General features: G+C 46.3%; 17 protein-coding genes and 1 pseudogene. 10 read left to right on the top strand and 8 right to left on the bottom strand.

What is annotated here, in order from left to right; genetic code table 11:
- Positions 1-44 precede the first annotated feature (44 nt).
- From OCV50_RS15240 to OCV50_RS15230, 3 genes are read left to right on the top strand one after another with little or no spacing between them, the layout of a single operon-like run.
- A complete protein-coding gene (locus tag OCV50_RS15240; RefSeq protein WP_261904771.1) occupies positions 45-1,520 on the top strand; it encodes a CehA/McbA family metallohydrolase in 1,476 nt (491 codons plus the stop codon).
- A complete protein-coding gene (locus OCV50_RS15235; protein ID WP_261905213.1) occupies positions 1,510-2,244 on the top strand; it encodes an HAD family hydrolase in 735 nt (244 codons plus the stop codon). The genes OCV50_RS15240 and OCV50_RS15235 overlap by 11 nt, the downstream gene beginning before the upstream one ends.
- A gap of 9 nt (positions 2,245-2,253) precedes the next feature.
- Positions 2,254-3,384, top strand: coding sequence for an ABC transporter ATP-binding protein (locus OCV50_RS15230; RefSeq protein WP_261904770.1), 1,131 nt, complete (start codon positions 2,254-2,256; stop codon positions 3,382-3,384).
- 144 nt (positions 3,385-3,528) lie between these two features.
- On the opposite strand, the gene OCV50_RS15225 is transcribed toward OCV50_RS15230, so the two are convergent.
- Positions 3,529-4,269 (bottom strand): amino acid ABC transporter permease, encoded by a 741-nt coding sequence (locus tag OCV50_RS15225; protein WP_152470178.1) that lies wholly within the window; start codon positions 4,267-4,269, stop codon positions 3,529-3,531.
- Between the two features lie 119 nt (positions 4,270-4,388).
- Here OCV50_RS15225 and OCV50_RS15220 point away from each other — a divergent pair, with 119 nt between their 5' ends.
- Positions 4,389-5,165, top strand: a complete 777-nt coding sequence (locus OCV50_RS15220; protein ID WP_123305867.1) for a transporter substrate-binding domain-containing protein — start codon at positions 4,389-4,391, stop codon at positions 5,163-5,165.
- A 73-nt stretch (positions 5,166-5,238) separates the two neighbouring features.
- Here OCV50_RS15220 and OCV50_RS15215 read toward each other — a convergent pair whose 3' ends face one another.
- The 4 genes from OCV50_RS15215 to OCV50_RS15200 form a co-directional block, all read right to left on the bottom strand.
- The gene (locus OCV50_RS15215; RefSeq protein WP_261904769.1) at positions 5,239-6,654 is read right to left on the bottom strand and encodes a fructose-specific PTS transporter subunit EIIC; all 1,416 of its coding nucleotides are present in this window, start codon (positions 6,652-6,654) and stop codon (positions 5,239-5,241) included.
- A 13-nt stretch (positions 6,655-6,667) separates the two neighbouring features.
- A complete protein-coding gene (locus OCV50_RS15210; protein ID WP_261904768.1) occupies positions 6,668-7,108 on the bottom strand; it encodes a PTS sugar transporter subunit IIA in 441 nt (146 codons plus the stop codon).
- Between the two features lie 300 nt (positions 7,109-7,408).
- Entirely contained in the window at positions 7,409-8,626 is a 1,218-nt protein-coding gene (manA, locus tag OCV50_RS15205) for a mannose-6-phosphate isomerase, class I (protein WP_261904767.1), read from the bottom strand.
- Between the two features lie 94 nt (positions 8,627-8,720).
- Positions 8,721-10,625, bottom strand: coding sequence for a PTS fructose transporter subunit IIABC (locus OCV50_RS15200; RefSeq protein ID WP_261904766.1), 1,905 nt, complete (start codon positions 10,623-10,625; stop codon positions 8,721-8,723).
- Between the two features lie 378 nt (positions 10,626-11,003).
- Here OCV50_RS15200 and OCV50_RS15195 point away from each other — a divergent pair, with 378 nt between their 5' ends.
- The gene (locus OCV50_RS15195) at positions 11,004-11,843 is read left to right on the top strand and encodes a helix-turn-helix transcriptional regulator (protein WP_261904765.1); all 840 of its coding nucleotides are present in this window, start codon (positions 11,004-11,006) and stop codon (positions 11,841-11,843) included.
- A gap of 16 nt (positions 11,844-11,859) precedes the next feature.
- Here the strand turns inward: OCV50_RS15195 and OCV50_RS15190 are convergent, their stop codons facing one another.
- Positions 11,860-12,633 (bottom strand): PTS sugar transporter subunit IIA, encoded by a 774-nt coding sequence (locus OCV50_RS15190; protein WP_261905212.1) that lies wholly within the window; start codon positions 12,631-12,633, stop codon positions 11,860-11,862.
- Complete coding sequence (locus tag OCV50_RS15185; RefSeq protein WP_261904764.1) at positions 12,633-12,941, bottom strand: PTS fructose transporter subunit IIB; 309 nt, start codon at positions 12,939-12,941, stop codon at positions 12,633-12,635. Before OCV50_RS15185 ends, OCV50_RS15190 begins: the two co-directional genes overlap by 1 nt.
- Before the next feature lie 185 nt (positions 12,942-13,126).
- Here OCV50_RS15185 and OCV50_RS15180 point away from each other — a divergent pair, with 185 nt between their 5' ends.
- A complete protein-coding gene (locus OCV50_RS15180) occupies positions 13,127-14,998 on the top strand; it encodes a fructose-specific PTS transporter subunit EIIC (protein WP_261904763.1) in 1,872 nt (623 codons plus the stop codon).
- A 74-nt stretch (positions 14,999-15,072) separates the two neighbouring features.
- Here the strand turns inward: OCV50_RS15180 and OCV50_RS15175 are convergent.
- Positions 15,073-15,198 (bottom strand): annotated as a pseudogene (locus OCV50_RS15175) (TetR/AcrR family transcriptional regulator); the annotation flags it as partial.
- Positions 15,199-15,364: 166 nt separating this feature from the next.
- Between OCV50_RS15175 and OCV50_RS15170 the strand changes: the two are divergent.
- Genes OCV50_RS15170 through OCV50_RS15155 form a run of 4 tightly spaced genes read left to right on the top strand, consistent with a single transcriptional unit; the run spans position 15,365 to position 19,833 of the window.
- Positions 15,365-16,387 carry a LacI family DNA-binding transcriptional regulator gene (locus OCV50_RS15170; protein WP_261904762.1) on the top strand — a complete coding sequence of 341 codons (1,023 nt, stop codon included), beginning with the start codon at positions 15,365-15,367 and terminating at the stop codon, positions 16,385-16,387.
- Between the two features lie 12 nt (positions 16,388-16,399).
- A complete protein-coding gene (locus OCV50_RS15165; RefSeq protein WP_261904761.1) occupies positions 16,400-17,632 on the top strand; it encodes an alpha-amylase family glycosyl hydrolase in 1,233 nt (410 codons plus the stop codon).
- A gap of 29 nt (positions 17,633-17,661) precedes the next feature.
- Positions 17,662-18,840: a maltose/maltodextrin ABC transporter substrate-binding protein MalE gene (malE, locus tag OCV50_RS15160; protein WP_261904760.1), complete on the top strand. Its 1,179-nt coding sequence runs from the start codon at positions 17,662-17,664 to the stop codon at positions 18,838-18,840.
- 18 nt (positions 18,841-18,858) lie between these two features.
- On the top strand, positions 18,859-19,833 hold the full coding sequence (locus OCV50_RS15155) for an aldo/keto reductase (RefSeq protein WP_261904759.1): 975 nt from the start codon (positions 18,859-18,861) through the stop codon (positions 19,831-19,833).
- Positions 19,834-19,887: the final 54 nt, after the last annotated feature.

The following is a 19,887-nucleotide window of genomic DNA, read 5'->3' as shown; positions in this document are numbered from 1 at the left end:
TCTTTTGACCCAGTCCTTCAATTAGGACGAACTTGGTGAAGACAATGACCCAATTTCAAGGTGAGCTGCCGTTTGGCAGAGTACGTATTCCCTTTGATGTGCCAGCAGGTTCTCACAGCGTAACGATTACCGGCACAACGGTGAAAAAAGGATTCTTGTACGCCGCGGCGTATGATGCCAACCAAGCATTTCGTGGCAAAGTGCTGTTTGAAAAGGTGCACAAGTCACTCACTATCCAACCGCAAAACTCAGGGCTAGGCGTGATTGATGGCGCGATTCCATCGGGCGAGTGGTTCTTAGAATTTTATAACCTGGAAGGTGAGTTTCGCACCGAGCGTGCGATGCAGTATCAAGTCGATGTGCTTTGTTCTGAAGAGTTAGTTAATAGCGATGTTGAGTTAGAACTGAACCCAACGGTGACAAGTGATCACGATATCGAGTTTGATTACAGCCAGATGCTGAACGCAGAGTCGCGTTGGTATCGTGGCGATCTGCATGCCCATACTCAGCTCTCTGATGGCCACAACACATTGGCTGCGGCGAAAGAGATTGTCGAATCTCAAGGCTTAGATTTCTTCTTCATTACTGAGCACAATATTTGCCAACCTAAACTGCCTGTTTCAAGTCAGTGTCTGTTCTTACCTGCTCTAGAGGTAACGACCGACCTCGGACATTTTAATGTTCATGGCCCAAGTCACTCTTTGGATCTAAGAGAGATTGAGCATACAAGTCGAGCCACTATGGAGGCCGGGTTAAAGCTTGCCAAAAGTAGACACAGTTCCCTTGGCATTAACCACCCAATGATGAAACCGTGGCATTGGCACTATGATGAAGTGTTATTGAGCCAAGTTTCAACCTTTGAAGTGTGCTGTGACCCGACGTGGTCTACTTCACCAAAAGCGACCGAAGATGCCTTAATGGTACTCAATGAAATGTGGAATTGCGGCCAGCGCATTACCGCGATTGGTGGCAGCGATTCACACTTAGAACCTCACGAGCGCAATCCAAAAGCCACCGAACCTTCCATCTATGGTGACCCTTCAACCTTCGTGTATAGCCACGGCTTGAGTGGTGAAGGGATTCTGGCAGGTCTACGCAATGGACAGGTATACATAGAGCGTCGCTGTGGTCTGAAATTTGACATCAACCTCGGAGATCTTCTGCCAGGCGAAGACAGCAAAGGCCAAGCGCTGACCTATCGATTATCTGTTCGCGACACGGAACATGACTATTACGCCGAGTGCGTGGTGGATGGACAAGTCATCGAAAGAATCGATCTCACCGATGAAAAGCAAAGCCTTTCTGTTGAAGCTGGCTATCACTGGTGTCGTATCGATATTCGACGCGGTTCATCTTCTCAATACGGAACAAGGTCTCAATACGGCTCAGAATCGCAACAAAACGGTGAGTTTGAAGGCTGTATTAACGCCGTCTTTGATGGCACACAACCACAATTTAACCAACCTCTTGTCGACACTTGGGGTGAACTTATGGAGCGAGTAAATAGTGATGAAGTATAAAGCACTATTGTTTGATAAAGACGGCACCCTATTGGAATTCCACAAAATGTGGCTCAACGTTTCGCGTGGTGCAAGTGAGCAAGTTAAAGCCTTCAGTGATAACCATCAAGGTAATCAAACTGTCACGACTGCTGAGTTACTCTTGGCTATCGGAGTTGAGGGCGATGTGGTTGATAACTATGGACTACTGGCCTCGAATCCAGTGGAAGATACGGCGATTGCATGGTTCAACATGTTAAAGCCGAATACCTCGCTAGTCGAATTCACCAAAGTGACAAAGACCGCTTTCAACAACCAAGTGGAAGAGAATCCACATTGGGTCGAAGCTCTGCCCGGTGTGCCTGAGAAGCTGATCTCTTTAAAGCAACAAGGCATGTACTTGGGTGTAGCCACCGCAGACACCAAAGATTCTACCCTTTATACGCTAGAGCAGTCTGGTTTGAGTCAGTTGTTCGATTACGTGGGTTATTCTGATGGCGATATTGAGCCTAAGCCTGCTCCTGCATTACTGAATGCCTTCTGTGATCAGTGCGGGGTAGAGCCACATGAAGTGATCATGTTTGGTGACACGGTTTCAGACATGGAATTTGGTCGCAATGCGGGCGCAAAAAATGTTGGCGTGCTGACGGGGACGGCGGCACACAGTGAATTAGAACCTATGGCTGATCTGGTGATTGGCTCGGTTGCCCACTTCGACCCTCAAGAATTTAACGAATTGATTTAAGGACAGGTTATGGCTGAAGTCACACTACGCGGCGTCGAGAAAACTTACCCAAATGGCTTTAAAGCTGTGCATGGCGTGGATCTTAATATCCGCGAGGGCGAGTTTATGGTGTTTGTTGGGCCATCTGGCTGCGCTAAGTCGACCACTTTACGAATGATTGCTGGTCTTGAAGACATATCTGAGGGCGATGTTTACATTGGCGATAAGCGAGTTAACGATCTTCCTCCTAAAGATCGCGGTATCTCAATGGTATTTCAAAACTACGCGCTCTATCCGCACATGTCGGTTTACGACAACATGGCCTTTGGATTAAAGCAGCAAAAACTGCCCAAGCACGAGATTGATGAGCGTATTTCTGAAGCGGTAAAGACGCTCGATATAGAACATTTGTTAAATAACAAGCCGGGTGAAATGTCAGGTGGTCAACGCCAACGTGTGGCGCTTGGCCGTGCTATGGTGCGCAAGCCGGATGTGTTCTTGTTTGATGAGCCTCTCTCTAATCTGGACGCTAAGCTGCGTGTTTCAACTCGTGTGAGTATTGCTCAGCTGCATGACAACCTAAAGCAGGAAGGGCAGAACGCGACCATGATCTACGTGACCCACGATCAGGTTGAGGCGATGACGCTGGGTGATCGCATCTGCGTGTTGAATCAAGGTGAGATCATGCAGGTGGATACACCAATGAATCTCTATCATCACCCTGCAAACAAATTTGTTGCAGGTTTTATCGGCTCACCAGCGATGAACATCATCAAAGCTCGTATTGATGAGATTGATGGCGTGATGAATGTCTTGTCAGAGAGCGGTGTTCGTTGGGAACTACCTCAAGATAAACAAGCCGTTGCACGAACCAAGCAAGGTGAATGGGTATGGTTTGGAGTGCGTCCTGAGCACATCAGTCTTGCGAATCATGATGCGCCCCTGTCAGAAGTAAACACTCAGAACCACCGCCTAGGCGTGGTTGAGTCTATGGGTAATGAGCTGTATCTCTACTTCCAACTTGGCCATGACAAAATGGTCGCAAGAGTGCCTTTTGATGCCAACCGCACAGCGGAAAGCGGACAAGAGACATTGCTTCATTTCAATACCTCACGGTGTCACCTGTTTGACCTAGAGACAGAAGAAGCACTGATTGAATAACTTGAAGTGTCGAAGAGTCGAAATAAAGAAATCCCCGCTCAGATGAGTGGGGATTTCTTTAGGGGGAGTATCAACAGGAGTTTGGGTTTGTGCTCGAGGCTTTTTTGTTGGAGATAGCTAAACGCTCTTGAGGGTCAGAACCATTTAATGGCTCGGAATCGCAATCCTTTTTTCTAGCCAACGAACCGCCTGCGATACCACCAAAATAAGAACAAGGTACTCCAAAACCAGAAAGGTATAGATCTCTAAAGGCAAATACTCGTTCACCACTAGCTCATTTGCTCGCCTTGTTAGATCACTCAAACCAATCACACTTACCAGCGAGCTCATTTTGAGGATATAAACAAACTGGTTACCCAATGGCGGCAGTATCTGACGGAATGCTTGCGGTAGGATAACCAATCGCATTTTTTGCCAATAGGTCAATCCCAAGGACTCGGCCGCTTCATGTTGGCCACGATTAATCGCTTGAATCCCCCCACGGAACACTTCTGCCATAAAGGCGCTCTCGGCAATGGTCAATGCGATTACCCCTGCCCAGAAGTGGTTCAAAGAGACATCGAGTAATGTCGGCATTCCGTAATACACCCACAATAGCAATACCAATACAGGGATAGAACGCATCACCTCTACGTAAAGTCGATTAATCCCCCTGAGTATTGGAGAACTGGAAAGCGCTGGAAAGGCGACCAATAGACCCAGAGCCATAGCAAAAAACATGCTTAGCAACGAAACCTGAATAGTCTCGCTAAAACCAGCTACCAAAAACTGAATGTTAGTTCGCCCCTGCTCCGTTGACGGGTCGAGTACATACCATCCCCATTGGTAGTCTGAACATCCTGTCAGAAACAGCAGAGAAACTAGCGATAAGTGACGATAGTTCACATTTACTCCCAAAAACTCCATTTGTTATTGCTATGTTAACAACCAAATCTGTTTAATGGTTAATAATTAAGAAGAATATCTCATCACTTAGAAATCAGCATTCTTTGAAGGAATAAAAAATGAAGAAAAGCTTAATTGCATTAGGAATGTGCTTACTTGCTTTTACACAAATTGCACATGCACAAAGTCGTTTACAGGAGATACTGGATGCCGGAGTTCTTCGCGTTGGTACAACGGGGGACTGGAACCCAATGACAATGAAGGATCCAGCGACCAATAGCTACCGAGGCTTTGATATCGATGTCACGACTGAGCTGGCTAAGGACCTAGGCGTTAAAGTGGAATACGTCGCAACAGACTGGAAAACCTTGGTGAATGGCATCACAGCTAACAAATACGACGTGACTGGCAGCGCATCGCTCAACATGTCTCGAGCAAAAGTCGCTGGGTACAGCCAACCCTATTTCTATCTGGCTTTCGTCCCTGTCGTGCAAAAGAAAGACCTAGGGAAGTTCTCCGACTGGAGTGACTTTGACAAAGCAGAAATCAAAGTTGCCGCCACGCTTGGCACAGTACAAGAAAAAATGGTGAAGGACTTCTTCCCATCGGCACAACACATCGTGATTGAAGCGCCGGCACGGGATTTCCAAGAGCTTTTAGCTCGCCGCGCTGATGTCTCCGTGACTTCAAACGTAGAGGCTGCAACCTTAGTAGAGAAGTTTAAACAACTCGCGATAGTTCCGGTGAAAGAGCCACGTAAACCAACTCCAATTGCGATGCTACTACCACAAGATGATCAGGTTTGGATTAATTACATTAACCACTGGGTTGAATTGAAAAAGACGCAAGGTTTCTTCAAGCAAACCGCTGAGAAGTGGGGACTGAAGAGCATGTAACGAGCTCATAGAGAAGAAAAAATAGAGCCCTTAGGGGTAGGGCTCTAGAGTTAGGAGCTAACTTGACGTTGGGTTATGCGACGACCAGTGTTGCGGCTTTCTTCATCGCTTCTTTAGTTGAACACTCAATCACGTTTGCATTGGCAAAGCGGTGAGCGTCTTTCACTTGAATATCGTGAGCTAAGATAACCAGTTTCGCGTTTGCTACATCTAGGTCGGTGATGCGGTTTTGAATGCCGTTTTGACCTTGTGTTTCTACCTTGATTTTCAGGCCTGCTGCTGCACCGGCTTTCTCTAGTGCTTTGGCTGCCATAAAGGTGTGTGCAACACCAGAAGGGCAACATGTTACTGCTACGATGTCGTACTCGCCTTCGCCTGCTACAGGTGCTGTTTGAGCCTGAACTGGCGCAGCTTCAACTGTGTCCTCTTCTGTTTCAACGACTACTGGTTTCCAGAAGCCAACGATAACCGCTGTGGTTAGTGAGCCTAGTGCGATACCGACTACGTACATTGGAATGTTACTTGATACAGGTGCTGTGATTAGACCGCCCCACGGTGCGTGAAGTAGGATGTCTGTCATGAAGCCGAACACACAGCCAACAATACCACCGGCAACGATTGAAGGAAGCACACGCATTGGGTCGTTCGCTGCGAATGGGATAGCACCTTCAGAGATACCGATAGAGCCCATGATTGCCGCTGCTTTACCTGCCTCTTGCTCTTGTTTAGAGAACTTGTTTTTGAACAGGAACGTCGCCAGTGCCATACCTAGAGGTGGTGTACAAATCGCGATGCCTACGCCGCCCATTAACCATGGTTGTGTGTCTACTTGAGTTTGAGCGAATAGGGTTGCCACTTTGTTGATTGGACCGCCCATATCGAATGCCGTCATACCACCAAGGATTGTGCCAAGAACCATCTTAGATGCCCCCGCCATTGACGCTAGGAACTCATTCATGGAAGCCATGAACACTTTGATTGGCTCACCGATGCCCCACAGTACGATACCTGCAGAGATTAGCGTACCAACAAGCGGGTAGATGAAGTATGCACCTAGCGCGGTCATGTTGGTAGAAAGCGGGATCTTCTTAAGTTGAAGCACCACGCCACCTGCGATGAAGCCAGCCACGATACAACCAAGGAAGCCGCCGCCCATATCTGCCATGATGCCAGAAGAGATCATCGCTGGTGCTAGTGCTGGTTTATCTGCAATTGAGTAACCAATAAAGCCGCCAAGAATGATTGGGAAAAGAACAAGGCCCTTGATACCGATGTTGGAGATGTCTGCCAGCAAGCCATCTGCTGGAACTGCACCTTTACCCGATGCCATTACCGCCAACGCCAACAGAACACCACCGGCTACGATGAAAGGTAGCATGTGAGATGTGCCGAAAAGCAGGTGACCTTTCATGGTACTAAGGAGTTTTTTATAGTCGCTACTACTATTTTTATTGCTAGTATTCGTAGCTTGGTTTGCTAGGGTACTCATAATTTTCTACGCCTTATGAATTAATTAAAATATTAAGGATTTGATGTTCATCTTTTGCGTTATGGATATTTTGGATAAACTCATCACTGAATTTTCCAAATAGTTCTTGTAGTACATAAATATGATGGTCAGCACCGTTGTCTGGTGAGGCAATCATAAAAAAAACGGTTGGATTAATGCCGTCTTCATCTTCATACTCAATGCCTTCGCGCTTTACACCCACAGCAATCGCAGGCTCTGTTACTGCCTTGCTTTTCGAGTGTGGGTAAGCGATACCGTCCATTGAGGTGATGCTTTGAGATTCACGAATTTCAATGTCAGCCAAGAAGGCTTCCTTACTGTTGATTCGGTTATTCTCAAATAACATGCCTGCCAATTCTTCAAACAGTTCTTTTTTATTATTCGCTTGAAGGTTGTTATTAATTAAGTTGACGTTAGTTAGTTGTGTGATCATTTATTAACTCATTCACTATTGAAGTTCTTGAATTAAAATTAATGGATTAACCTGATTCGCGAAATAGCAAATAAAAGCCCTTCACTGCACATTTGTACCAAGCAAAATTAAGTGTGATTTGCATCATTCATCCAGTGTGAGAAGGGTCATATTTGATGGTGTATTTCGGTGTTGAAATAACTTTCTGTAGGAATAAAAGAGCTGTAGGGACAAAAAAGCTCTGGGAACACAAAAGCTATAGAAACAAAAATGCCCTACAAAAGCAGGGCATGAAGAGAGTGTGTTGTGAGTTTTGGAAAGCTAGCTGTAAGCGCGTGCTACTCGGCCAACGCAGTCCAGCTTGTAACTCTCAGCATAAGCCGGGATAAACACTGACTGGCCTTTCTCTATCACACAGGTTTCGCCGCATTGGTGAGTGAGCACCATAGATTCGTCGAGTGGTAATAGGATCTCTGCGCCTTCGGTAGTGATCTTGCGTTGATGTGAGTTTTGCACAATAGAGAACTTAAAATCCTCGACTGGAATTTCGTATTCCATCACATCACCTTGTTCAATCGGGTTGAGCAGTAATCGGTCTGCGGGTTTTTCATTGAATCGAGTACAAGAAACCAGTTCATTCACGTCCATATGTTTAGGCGTTAACCCAGCACGCAGTACATTATCGGAGTTCGCCATGATTTCTAGGCCTGTGCCCTTGATGTAAGCGTGAGGCGTTTCGGCATCTAGATACATGGCTTGCCCCGGCTTTAGGGTAATCACATTTAATAGCAGCGGAGCGAACAAGCCAACGTCACCCGGGTATTGAGCTTCAAGCTCTGAAATCAGTTGGAATACACGTTTATCTGAAAGCTTGGCCTTCATCAACAGCATGGTCAACGCCATGCCTTTTTGCTCGCCTTCCAAAGACAACAAGCTTGCAAAGAAGCAGGCTAAGCCATTGGGAGTTTGGTCGCCTGCGAGATCGTTAACCATCGAATGTAGCTCAGGAATATCGAGGTAATGAAAGTGCTCAAGGATCTCGCTGATCGATCTAAAGCCATTCATCGCCGTGTAGTCGGTTAGGGCATACACCAATTCTGGCTTGTGGTTGGGATCTTTGTAGTTGCGGTTGCCCGCTGTCATCGGAATGCCTTGTTGCTCTTCAAGAGCGTATCCAGATTCGGCTTGTTGTTTGTTTGGGTGCACTTGAACAGAGAGTGCTTTTTCAGCAGCTAATACTTTGAAAAGGTATGGTAATTCACCAAAGCGACTCGCGACTTTCTCGCTTAAAAACAGGTTTAGGTTCTTAGAGATTAAGCTCGACAATGTGGTCTGCTGCCCGTTGTCGTTGACCATTGAGCAACCATTCGGGTGAGCGCCCATCCAGATCTCTGCTTGTGGCTCACCAGATTGGTTATCAATACCAAACAGCTGGCTGAACGAAGAAGGGCTACCCCATGCATAGTTTTGAATCACGTTGGTCATAGGGTAGAAAAAACGTTGTACGAACGAATCGTTCGCTAGAGAAAAATCAGACATCGAAATCACCATGAAGGGAGACATGGCTTGAGCTGTACTCGACTTAATGAAACGTAAGAGTAGAGGGGGCTCAAGCCATTGGAGTTGAAATGGCTTAAGCCGTGGCTGTTGTTAGCTTGGCTTTGCGTAGATTTTTAAGCGCGATACAAGTAACCGCAGTTACGCCCGCACCAGTCGCCATGCACACGAGTGCTAGCAGTGGGTAGTTCATTGCGCCAAGTAGAGCGACTACTGGACCACCGTGAGCAACGCTGTTGGTGATGCCGAATGAGAACGCCATAACCGCCGCAGTCATTGAACCAAGTACGTTGGCAGGGATAACTGACATTGGGTCTTGAGCGGCGAAAGGAATCGCACCTTCAGAGATACCCACTAAGCCCATCGCGCCTGCTGCTTTGCCTGCTTCGATTTCAGAAGATTCGAACAGGTCAAACTTACGGCCAAGTCTGGTTGCGATAGCCATACCTAGTGGAGCGACAGGGATTGCACACGCCATTGCGCCCATGAACTGAGTTTGACCGCTGGCAATCATGCCAACCGAAAATAGGAACGCCACCTTGTTGAATGGGCCACCCATATCGAAGCCAGCCATGCCACCCAGTACGATGCCAAGCAGAACCACGTTGCCTGTGCTCATGCTCGTCAGTAGGGCTGTAAGCGCATCCATAAGTCCCGCGATAGGCGCGCCAATGACGAAGATGAACAGACCTGCGATGAATAGAGAGCCAGTGATCGGAGCGATCATGATAGGCACAAGTGGTTGAACGAATTTGTGGTAGTTGAACGAGGTAATCCACTTAACGAAGTAACCCACTAATAGACCTGCGATGATTGCGCCAATGAAGCCTGTACCTGCGTCAGCACCATAGAAAGAACCATTGTTGGCAATCCAACCACCGATTAAGCCAGGGGTTAGAGCAGGGCGGTCAGCAATCGCGTAAGCAATGTAGCCAGCCAAGATTGGGATCATCAGGGTGAAGGCAACCACGCCAACTTCTAAAATTTGGTTCCACATGCTGCCAGCAGGGATCGCCATGCCAGATTCACTTGGCTCACCACCAATCGCCAGAGCTAAGGCAATCAAAAGGCCGCCCGTCACTACGAATGGGATCATGTGTGATACGCCATTCATCAAGTAACGGTAAAGGTCGGAGCGTGCTTGTGAGGCTTTCTCCGCAACGGATTGGTTAGTTGGAGCTTGCTCTGCTTGGTAACTGGTTGCGTTGAGTGCTTGTTTAATCAAACCTTGCGCGTCTTTGATTGGCGCTTTTACGTTGGTGCAGATAACGCGTTTACCAGCAAAGCGCGCCATGTCGACTTGCTTGTCACAAGCCACTACAATCGCGTCGGCACGTTCTATTTCTTCTTGAGTAGGGCTGTTTTTAACGCCGATAGAGCCATTAGTTTCAACCTTAACGTCGTAGCCAAGTGCTGCTGCGCCTTTCTCTAATGCCTCTGCTGCCAAATAGGTGTGTGCCACGCCAGCTGGGCAACCCGTCACACCAATTATGAAGCCTTGTTTTTCTGTCGTTTCTTCAGTTGGAACTGGCGCTGGTTTAGTCAGTAACAGCTCCAATGCGGTTTGCTCAGAATCGGCATTCATGAAGTTCTCAATGAAGTCTTCTTCAATCAGTTTTGAAGAGAGCTCGGCCAATACTTCGATGTGGTGATTGTCGCCGCCATCGGGAGAGGCAATCATAAAGAACAGTTTTGAAGGTTGACCGTCATCGGCGCCGTAGTCGATGCCTTGTTTGTGTACGCCGATCACCACAGCGGGTTTGATTACCGCGCTGCTCTTCGCGTGTGGTAGGGCGATGCCTTCTTCAAACCCAGTATTGCCTTGCTCTTCACGAGCCTTTATGTCGGCAAGGAACTGTGCTTTGTCTGAGATTCTACCTTGTGCGTAAAGCACCTCTATTAGCTCTTTAAATACGTCTTCTTTGGAATTAGCGCTTAGTGAAAGCTTTATCAAATCTTGATTGATCAATGTCGTGATCATAATGGACCCCTACTCTTTTTTATTTTGTTAGGGGTATTCTGAAATTGATTAATCGCCTTCTGTAGTGAAGAAAAAACGCATTTACTGGATGATTGTTGCCTTCTAAATGGAGTGTGATTTTGATCGGTTAGTGGGGTGGTTTTAGAGGCGTGTTGACACCTTTCGCTGGGTGTTGAGGCTTTTATTGGTAAGGGTTTAGGGGAATTTGGCTAACGAGAAATTGATGTTCGAAATTGGGTGTGAGACTGGAAATTTATTTCCACGACTGGATTTTTGTAACCTAGATCTCAAATTGTGATTTTGCTCAATAGCACTCTGTTTCACTAAGGAGTATACCTATTGTTGTAGCCGTATTGCTGCCTATAAGAGTTCGAAACAATGATATTTCATGACCTAATTTCGTCGGTATTAAATGAGCGAGAGCCATTTCATAACATCTGGTTTGCGGGAGATTTTCACACGCCTTCAGCATTCAGTTATCAGGTGAACTTTCCGCGCTTAGAGCTGGTGCTCGACGGTGAGTATATAAATGAAATGGAGAGTCATGATCGTAAGATCACCAACGTTGTCGCTAAAGCGGGGGATGCGATTTTTATTCCGCCTAACTGTTGGAACAAGCCGAACTGGGATACTGATTGCTCAGTGTTAAGTATGCTGTTTGGGCGTCGTCAACTCGGCTTGAGCTTGGTGAGAAAACGTAAAGGTGAAGAGAGCTTTTACGATATTCAAAAGCACAGCCTTCAGACTCGATCTGGATTTGCGATTGATAACATTCTAGAGGCGCTGAGCTCGTTAGCGCGCGAGAATAACAAGCAGCCGATGGACGAGCTGTTGCTGCAAGCGCTGCTGCAATACAGTAAGACGATGTTAGATGCTCCGGTCGAGAAGTCTCACAGTCGAGTGCAAGATGTGTATCAGGGTATTTGTATCTACATCCAAGAGAACTTCCATCGCCAAATTACCCGAGACGGCATCGCCTCTCGTTTTAGCATTTCATCCAATCACTTGTCTCGAATGTTCCGCCAACAAGGTCATATGACGTTGGCTGAGTACATCACTCGTGTGCGAGTTGACCGCGCCAAGTTCATGCTTAAGAAGTATAACTTTAAGCTCAATGAAGTGTCGGTTCGCTGCGGCTTTAAAGACGTGAACTACTTCTGCCGAGTATTTAAAAACCGTACAGGCAGAACCCCGAGCGAATATCGTAGCTCTATTTAAGAAAAGGGTTCTGCGTTTACAGTAAGCGGGAGGTGAGGTACATCAGCAAGGCTTGCAGGTCGATACTGCTTTTGGTTTTTTGCAGACGTTCGGTAACTTGATCATTCAGTAGATTTCGCGTCAGGTTCGTTGCGGCAATGATCTGCTCTCTATGTGGTTTGGTTGGCATTACGAGTGCAATCGCTACATTTACCTGCCCAATTTTCGATGCCCAATCAATCTGGTCTTCGCTAACAATGACCGCAATCGACATTCTTTGGCAATGCTCAAACATCACATGCGGTAGTGCGATCCCGGGGGACACACAAGTTGAAGAACGCTCTTCTCGTCTGATGAATGACAAGATCAGTTCATCAGGATTCTCAGGGTAGATAAGGTGCGCCAGCCCTTTCAAACACTCGAATTTGGTGAGCTGAGTTTGAGCTTTGGCATGGTGCCAATCAACTTCACAGGGAGGGCTTATCTGTGGGAAACGCTGCATCAAGTCAGTCGAGAATTCGTGATTAACTTGAGAGCCAACCAATACATAGTGCTCGGCTATGACATCTTTGAGGACAAAGCACGCCAACTCCGCATCAATGCCTACAGCAGTAATCTGAACCAGATCGCCTTTTAGTAGACCCACCTGCAATAGGGCCACGGATTTAGAGAGATCTGCCGTGCGCCCTTGAGTGATGTTGATGATGCGAATAGCGCTTTTGAACTTGCGAGCAAGCCGACACAATGGCTGTGCGGCATGAGCACTGGCAGAAACATTGTCGACAAAAAAGGTCAGTTGATACTCTGGGATCATGAACAGTTGCGACAGTGTTTGATGAATACTTTATCTACATTGAGCAGTACGTCTTCCATGGCAATACGTACGGTGTTACTGGCATCGAAACGATTCGGTTGTTCTATTTCGATGTCTGAAACGATCAGCACACGATCGGCTTGGGCAATATCATGTGCGCTGAGTTGGTTCTCAACGCCCATTGCTCCTTGAGTCTCAACCTTGATCGAAACATTAAACTTAGGCGCTGTTTTGATTAGTGCATCTGCCGCCATATAGGTATGGGCAATGCCTGTAGGGCACGCAGTTACCGCTACAATTCTCATGATGGTTCTCTGTGTAGATGAAGAAAGCCCTTAAATATTAGAGGGAGTTGTTTGGATTTCAAAAGCCTCACTTCACACTCTCATTTCTTGGTTACAAAAATCCAGTTAATGCATGTTTAGTGCTATATGATTGGATAGTTTTGACCGCTAACCTAACCCTTAACATTCAGTAATATCGAGCCGCTATGGACATCACACATTTCATTGAATCTGATACGATCTGCTTGGATCTCAAGGCCACGACCAAACAGCAAGTGTTCGAAGAGCTGGTGGAGATGCTCGATAGCGCTGGCAAACTCTCGAACAAACAACTTTTTCTCGAAGAACTGTGGGCGCGAGAATCAATAGGCAATACAGGGTTTGATGATGGTATCGCCATACCTCATGCCAAGAGCCGTTCCGTGGCTAAGCCTGCTATCGCTATTGGTATCAGCCGCCAAGGGATCGATTACGGGGCTGAAACTGGGGAGTGTTCGGACGTGTTCTTTATGCTCGCTTCTCCTGATAATAATGATGAGCACCATATCGAAGTTTTGGCCCAAGTCTCGACTAAATTTATCGAGGATGGCTTTGTTACAAAATTGAAGGCGGCGGAGTCTGTTGAAGATGTGATTATGCTGTTTTCTGATATCGACGCCTGTTCCTCATCCTCAAGCGAAGTTTATCAATCTATTGATGAGCAACTGTCTATTGCTAGCCCCTACACTCAGGCCTTGCATCGAATTAAAGAGCATTTGCTTTATGGCACCTCTCATATGATTCCCTTTGTGGTCGCGGGTGGGGTATTACTCTCCTTATCAGTAATGCTTACTGGTCAAGCCGCAGTGCCAAACTCGGGTTTTTTGGCGGGTGTTGCTCAGATGGGCGTTGCGGGGCTGACCCTATTTACGGTAGTACTCGGCGGGTACATCGCTTACTCAATGGCGGATAAACCCGGTTTAGCACCCGGAATGATTGGATCTTGGGTCGCCGTAGAGCAGTACCAAACCGGATTCTTGGGCGCGATTGTGGTGGGCTTTGTCGCGGGTTATACCGTTCAGTTGCTGAAAAGGATAAAACTGCCGGAAAGCATGACTGCATTGAGTGCGATCTTCATCTATCCGCTCGTCGGCACCTTTGTTACCTGTGGTGTGGTGATGTGGGGAATTGGCGCTCACATCGCTCAGTTTATGACGGCAATGAACGAGATGCTGACTGGGATGGCCGGTTCCGGTAAGTTTCTTCTCGGTACAGTATTAGGTGCCATGACCGCGTTTGATATGGGAGGCCCTATCAACAAAGTGGCTACCCTGTTTGCTCAAACCCAAGTCAATACTCAGCCTTGGTTGATGGGAGGAGTCGGTATTGCTATCTGCACTCCACCGCTTGGTATGGCATTGGCGACCTTCCTTTCACCGAAAAAATTCAAACGTGATGAGCGAGAGGCTGGTAAGGCTGCTGGCATTATGGGCATGATTGGTATTAGTGAAGGGGCGATTCCATTCGCAGCGGCGGATCCTGCTCGTGTGCTGCCCGCGGTAGTCGCCGGAGGAATCGTAGGCAATGTGATTGGTTTTATGTTCCATGTGGTTAACCATGCACCTTGGGGCGGTTGGATAGTTCTGCCCGTGGTTGATGGGAAAATTGCGTATATTGCTGGCACTTTAGCAGGCTCTCTTACAACAGCTCTTGTGGTCATATTACTAAAGAAAACCGTTGATGAGGACGATCAAGGCTATAGCCATCAGGAGCTTGGTGGCTCTGTCACGGAAGAGGGCGTTGCCGATGTGTTGGCTGTCACTTCTTGCCCTTCGGGTGTTGCTCATACTTTCCTAGCTGCTAAGTCTTTAGAGAAAGCGGCTCAGCAACTCGGCGTGCGAATTAAAGTCGAGACACAAGGAGCAAACGGGATTGGCAATCGAATCACACAAAAGGATATCGACCATGCTCGATTAGTGATCTTTGCTCATGATGTGGCAATCAAAGAGGTAGAAAGGTTCAGAGGAAAGAAGATTGTCGATGTGGGCACCAAAGATGCGATGCTTAATGGACAGGGTTTGATTCTTCGTAAAATGTGATTGAACAGTTGAACAGTTGAACAGTAGATTGGCTCTGTTAATAGAACCAATCTCAATCTCGTTATCAAATCACTTTATTTGAACGGATGGTGCTTAAAGATATCTTCAACCATGGTATTGAGAAGCTCTAAGTCATCGCAAGTCTTAGCGTATGTACGTAAGCCCGCAATTTGCACCTGAACATGTCGAGCAAGATGCTTTGCATCCCGATCTTGGCCATAGCATCTACTTCATTAATCTAAATTTAAAGCGCTTTAAATTATTGCACATAACGTTTTCTTGGTCACAGTTGATTGATCTTTCAGTTGCGCCTATTTCTTGATCAAATTAAATTTAAAGCGCTTTAAATAACTTTGAAAAAGAACGATGACAACTCTAGCACAAGTATCAAAACACCTCGGGTTATCCATGGCGACGGTAAGTCGAGCGCTTAATGGTTACCCAGAAGTTAACGCAAAAACCAAAGCCCGCGTACTAGCAGCTGCGGAGGAGCTCGGTTACCGACCGAACTCAGCGGCGCAGCGTCTGGCGAATGGTAAGTCCAAAATGGTTGGTATCATGCTGCAATCGCCGGATGAATTGTTCTGTGCGCCAACATTCTTACAAGAGCTGTCCACGATTAGCCAACACCTTGGCGAGTCAGGCTACGACCTGCTAATCAACTCATCGATTAATGGTGACAGTGTCCAGAACTTAAGTAACTTCGTATCCAAAAGTTCTGTTGATGGCATGATCATCAAAGCGCCAAAAGTCAACGACGAACGTATCCAATTCCTACATAAAAAAGGCATACCTTTTGTTGTCCATGGCCACGACATGAGTGACCTAGAATACGCGTACTACGACATCGATAACGCATCTGTAGCAGAGCAAGCCGTGGCATTCCTCTACCAACTTGGCCATACAAAAATTTCATTCATCAACTCAGATGAAAGTCTTGCTTTTGCCCACTGTCGAGCAAATGCCTTTACCAAAAAAGTTAACGAGTTAGGTCTCGATTCTGAGTTGTGTGAGGTATTCCATTGCCTACCAGAAGTCAAAGCAGGTCGTGAGCTTGCAATAGAATTATTACAAGGTAACGAACGTCCAACCGCGATAATTTGCTCAAACAGCAAAGTCGCTTATGGAATTTACGTTGCTGCAAAAGAGCTCGGTCTTGAGATTGGTTCTGACTTATCCGTCATCTCCCACGATGATGGTATTACTCACTTTGAAACCCGTGAGTTTGAGCCACCACTAACAGTGACATGCTCTCCCCTAACAGATTCAAGTAAGCCGATTGCTGATGCCATCATCAACCTCATTTCGTGTGGTGACTCCGGTTCTCAGCAAACGGTGGCACCCGTTGATTTGATTGTTCGATCTTCAACGGGAAAACCTAAAATTTGATTGGAGTTGTAAATGAAAGGTTTTAATCATCCTGAATGGACAAAGAACAAGAACATCTATGAAGTAAACGTAAGGCAGTACACGCCAGAGGGCAGCATCAAAGCTTTTATGGAACACCTGCCACGTCTTAAAGCGATGGGGGTCGATATCCTTTGGTTGATGCCAATTAACCCCGTCGGTGAACTGAATCGTAAAGGCACGTTAGGCAGTCAATACGCTTCTCAAAACTACACTGAGTTAGACCCTAGTCTAGGCGATAAGTCTGATTTGAAACACTTGGTAGAAACCGTCCATGAAATGGGCATGTACTTGTTGATTGACTGGGTTGCTAACCATACGGCTTGGGATAACGTTTGGGTGGATGAACATCCAGATTGGTACAAACGTAACGAGCAAGGTGAACTTTACCCTTACACCTATGATGATGGTAAGAAAATCGAGTACTGGACTGACGTTCTTGGGCTAGATTATTCAAGCCATGCGCTGTGGCAAGGCATGACTGATGCTATGGCATATTGGGTAAAAGAATTTGATATCGATGGTTTCCGCTGCGACGTCGCAGGCCTTGTTCCAACTGAGTTCTGGGAGTTTGCAACAGACCAACTGCATCAGATTAAGCACCTGTTTATGCTAGCAGAATGGTCATCTCCTGACCTTCATAATAAAGCCTTCGATATGACCTACGATTGGGGCTTCTATGAATTAATGGGGAAAGTAGCAAGAGACGAAAAACGCGTTTCAGATATCCCGCTTTACCTTGAAGAGTTATTCCAAAAGTACCCTCGAGATGCTTATCGAATGGTATTTACATCTAACCATGATAAGAACACATGGGAAGCCAGTGACGAAGAGTTTTTTGGCGCGTCCTTTAAGGCTTTTTCAGTGTTGGCAGCAACCCTATACGGCATGCCTCTTATCTATAGTGGACAAGAATCATGGCTTGATAAGCGTTTGTCTTTCTTCGAAAAAGATCCAATCGACTGGAAGAACTACGAACTGGAAGAGCTTTACACTCAACTGCTTACATTGAAGCGAGACAACGAAGCATTATGGAATGGACCATACGGCGCAATGCCAGTGTTCCATAAATCTAACAATGAAAACGTTATCTGTTACACGCGAGAAAAAAATAATAATAGCGTGACAGTCACTATTAACTTATCGGCCGAAGTACAGCCTTACTCTACACATAATGCTAATAAGGAGCTTCAGCCCTACGAATTTTTTATTTCATTAAATAACTAATCCAACTAACTGAAACAAAAGGTCTAAACATGAAGAAACTGACTCTATTGAGTTTGGGGGTTGCTTGCGCCCTAAATTCGGCAAATCTCTATGCTTTTGAAGACGGAACCATCAATATTTGGATGCCTTTAGACAAAGGCCAAAAAGGGATGACATACGTCGTCAACAAGTTTGAGGAAGATACTGGAATTAAAGTTAAGGTTGAGTATCCAGAGAACCTTCAAGAGCGTTATGTACAGATGGCATCGCTTGGCAAGGGGCCTGATATTATGATTTTCGCGCACGACCGCTTCGGTGGTTATGCGGAATCTGGTCTTGTTCGAGAAGTGAACCCAGGGCAAGCCTTCAAAGATAAATTCCAAGACTTCACATGGGACGCGGTAAGCTATAAAGGAAAAGCTTACGGTTACCCAATTGCCGCAGAGTCACTTTCTCTCATTTACAACAAAGATCTAGTCAAAGAGCCAATCAAAAACTGGGAAGACGTATTTGCATTGGATGAGCGCCTATCCAAACAAGGCAAAAAAGCCATTGCTTGGGATTTGAAGAACCCTTACTTCACCCATCCTCTTTACTCAAGTGCCGGTGCTTACGTATTTGGTCAGAATGAAGATGGTTTCAACCCACAAGACACCAATGTAAACGGTCCAGAAGCTAAACGTACAATGAGATTCTTAAAACAGCTCATTGATAAAGGCGTGATGACTCAAGACATCGATTACGCCTACGCAGAAGCGGCATTCGCGCAGGGTAACGTGGCAATGACCATTAATGGTCCGTGGGGCTGGGCAAACATCGAAAAAGTTGGCCTTAACTATGGTGTAGCTGAATTGCCTAAGTTTGAAGGCAAGGCTTCTCGACCATTTGTAGGCATTCTGATGGCGGGTATTAATACCGCCTCTCCAAACCCAGAAATCGCTCAAGAGTTTATCGAACAATACCTGCTTTCTATGGAGTCTTTACGCTTCATGAACAGCCAGGTGCCAATTGGCGTTCCAGCGCTTAAAGCGTTTTCTGATGAGCTACAAGATGACCCAAGAATCAAGGCGTCATTGGTTAACGCACAAAACGGCGACATCATGCCAAACATCCCCCAAATCATGGGCTACTGGGGCGGCTTGGAGTCAGCGATCACCAACGTTGTTGAAAACAAACAAACCGTAGATGAATCACTAGTCATGCTAGAGAAGCGTCTGCTTAAAAAGTAAGAAGTACATGGATTTATCATGATAGAAAAATCAATCAAAGACATTCACACCTCAGCTCTGGGCTTTGGCTGCTGGGCGATCGGTGGAACATGGAACAACATTTCAGACTCTGAATCAATTGATGCAATTAAAGCAGCAGTCGATAAAGAGATTACCTTTTTTGATGTTGCACCTGTCTATGGCTTAGGCCATGCCGAGACGATTCTTGGCAAAGGGCTGCAAGGCATTGACCGCTCAACAGTCACCATCGCAACCAAGTGTGGTTTGGTATGGAATGAGCAAAAACAAGTGCGTAACGACCTTTCACCAGAGAGCCTATTCCGTGAAGTGGATGAATCTTTGGCACGCATGAACACCGATTACATCGATTTATATCAGGTTCACTGGCCTGATCCTAACGTTGCTATTTCTGAAACAGCCGATGCGCTGGCTGAGCTGAAACGCCTAGGCAAAATTCGTCATGTTGGCGTCTCTAACTACTCAATTGATATGGTCAAAGAGATGATGGCGAGAGTGGAAGTTGCGACCTTCCAAGGTCTATATAACCTACTAGAGCAGAACCCTACGCACTATCACAACATTCCATTGCAATACCGTGCACGCGAAGAAGTACTGCCGTTTTGCCAAGAGCACGACATGAAGTACCTGCCGTACAGCCCGCTAATGCAAGGCTTGTTAACAGGTAACTTCAAAGCAAGCGGTAACTTTGATAACAGAGATGATCGCAGCAACAACCCAAAACTGAATGGCGAGTTGTTTGAAAAGTACTTTGGCTGTACTGAACAGCTGAAAACGTTAGCAAATGCGGCGAATATTCCACTTGCTCACTTGGCAATCCATTGGCTGATTGCTCAAAAAGAGGTAGGCCCTGTGATTGCAGGTGCTCATACGGTGCAGCAAGTGCAAGAAAATGCGAAGTTCGTTAACTCTGAAGTCACTCAGGCATTATTACATGAGGCTGCGTCTATTGTCGCCAAGTGGCAACTTGGTTAAAGGCACTAGTGTGTTTTATCCTTTTTGCCTCGAGCTTTTGCTCGAGGTTTTTTT

Origin of the sequence: Vibrio fortis, assembly GCF_024347475.1 — a bacterium.
Classification (GTDB): Bacteria; Pseudomonadota; Gammaproteobacteria; order Enterobacterales; family Vibrionaceae; genus Vibrio; species Vibrio fortis.
The sequence above is the reverse complement of the archived record's forward strand: the minus strand, read 5'-3'. Positions and strand labels throughout refer to the sequence as shown.

Coding starts and splice junctions, on each gene's coding strand:
- OCV50_RS15155 (WP_261904759.1), top strand. CDS start 18,859: ATGATAGAAAAATCAATCAAAGACATTCACACCTCAGCTCTGGGCTTT.
- OCV50_RS15220 (WP_123305867.1), top strand. CDS start 4,389: ATGAAGAAAAGCTTAATTGCATTAGGAATGTGCTTACTTGCTTTTACA.
- OCV50_RS15200 (WP_261904766.1), bottom strand. CDS start 10,625: ATGATCACGACATTGATCAATCAAGATTTGATAAAGCTTTCACTAAGC.
- OCV50_RS15165 (WP_261904761.1), top strand. CDS start 16,400: ATGAAAGGTTTTAATCATCCTGAATGGACAAAGAACAAGAACATCTAT.
- OCV50_RS15235 (WP_261905213.1), top strand. CDS start 1,510: ATGAAGTATAAAGCACTATTGTTTGATAAAGACGGCACCCTATTGGAA.
- OCV50_RS15180 (WP_261904763.1), top strand. CDS start 13,127: ATGGACATCACACATTTCATTGAATCTGATACGATCTGCTTGGATCTC.
- OCV50_RS15195 (WP_261904765.1), top strand. CDS start 11,004: ATGATATTTCATGACCTAATTTCGTCGGTATTAAATGAGCGAGAGCCA.
- OCV50_RS15210 (WP_261904768.1), bottom strand. CDS start 7,108: ATGATCACACAACTAACTAACGTCAACTTAATTAATAACAACCTTCAA.
- OCV50_RS15215 (WP_261904769.1), bottom strand. CDS start 6,654: ATGAGTACCCTAGCAAACCAAGCTACGAATACTAGCAATAAAAATAGT.
- malE (WP_261904760.1), top strand. CDS start 17,662: ATGAAGAAACTGACTCTATTGAGTTTGGGGGTTGCTTGCGCCCTAAAT.
- manA (WP_261904767.1), bottom strand. CDS start 8,626: ATGTCTGATTTTTCTCTAGCGAACGATTCGTTCGTACAACGTTTTTTC.
- OCV50_RS15230 (WP_261904770.1), top strand. CDS start 2,254: ATGGCTGAAGTCACACTACGCGGCGTCGAGAAAACTTACCCAAATGGC.
- OCV50_RS15170 (WP_261904762.1), top strand. CDS start 15,365: ATGACAACTCTAGCACAAGTATCAAAACACCTCGGGTTATCCATGGCG.
- OCV50_RS15240 (WP_261904771.1), top strand. CDS start 45: ATGACCCAATTTCAAGGTGAGCTGCCGTTTGGCAGAGTACGTATTCCC.
- OCV50_RS15185 (WP_261904764.1), bottom strand. CDS start 12,941: ATGAGAATTGTAGCGGTAACTGCGTGCCCTACAGGCATTGCCCATACC.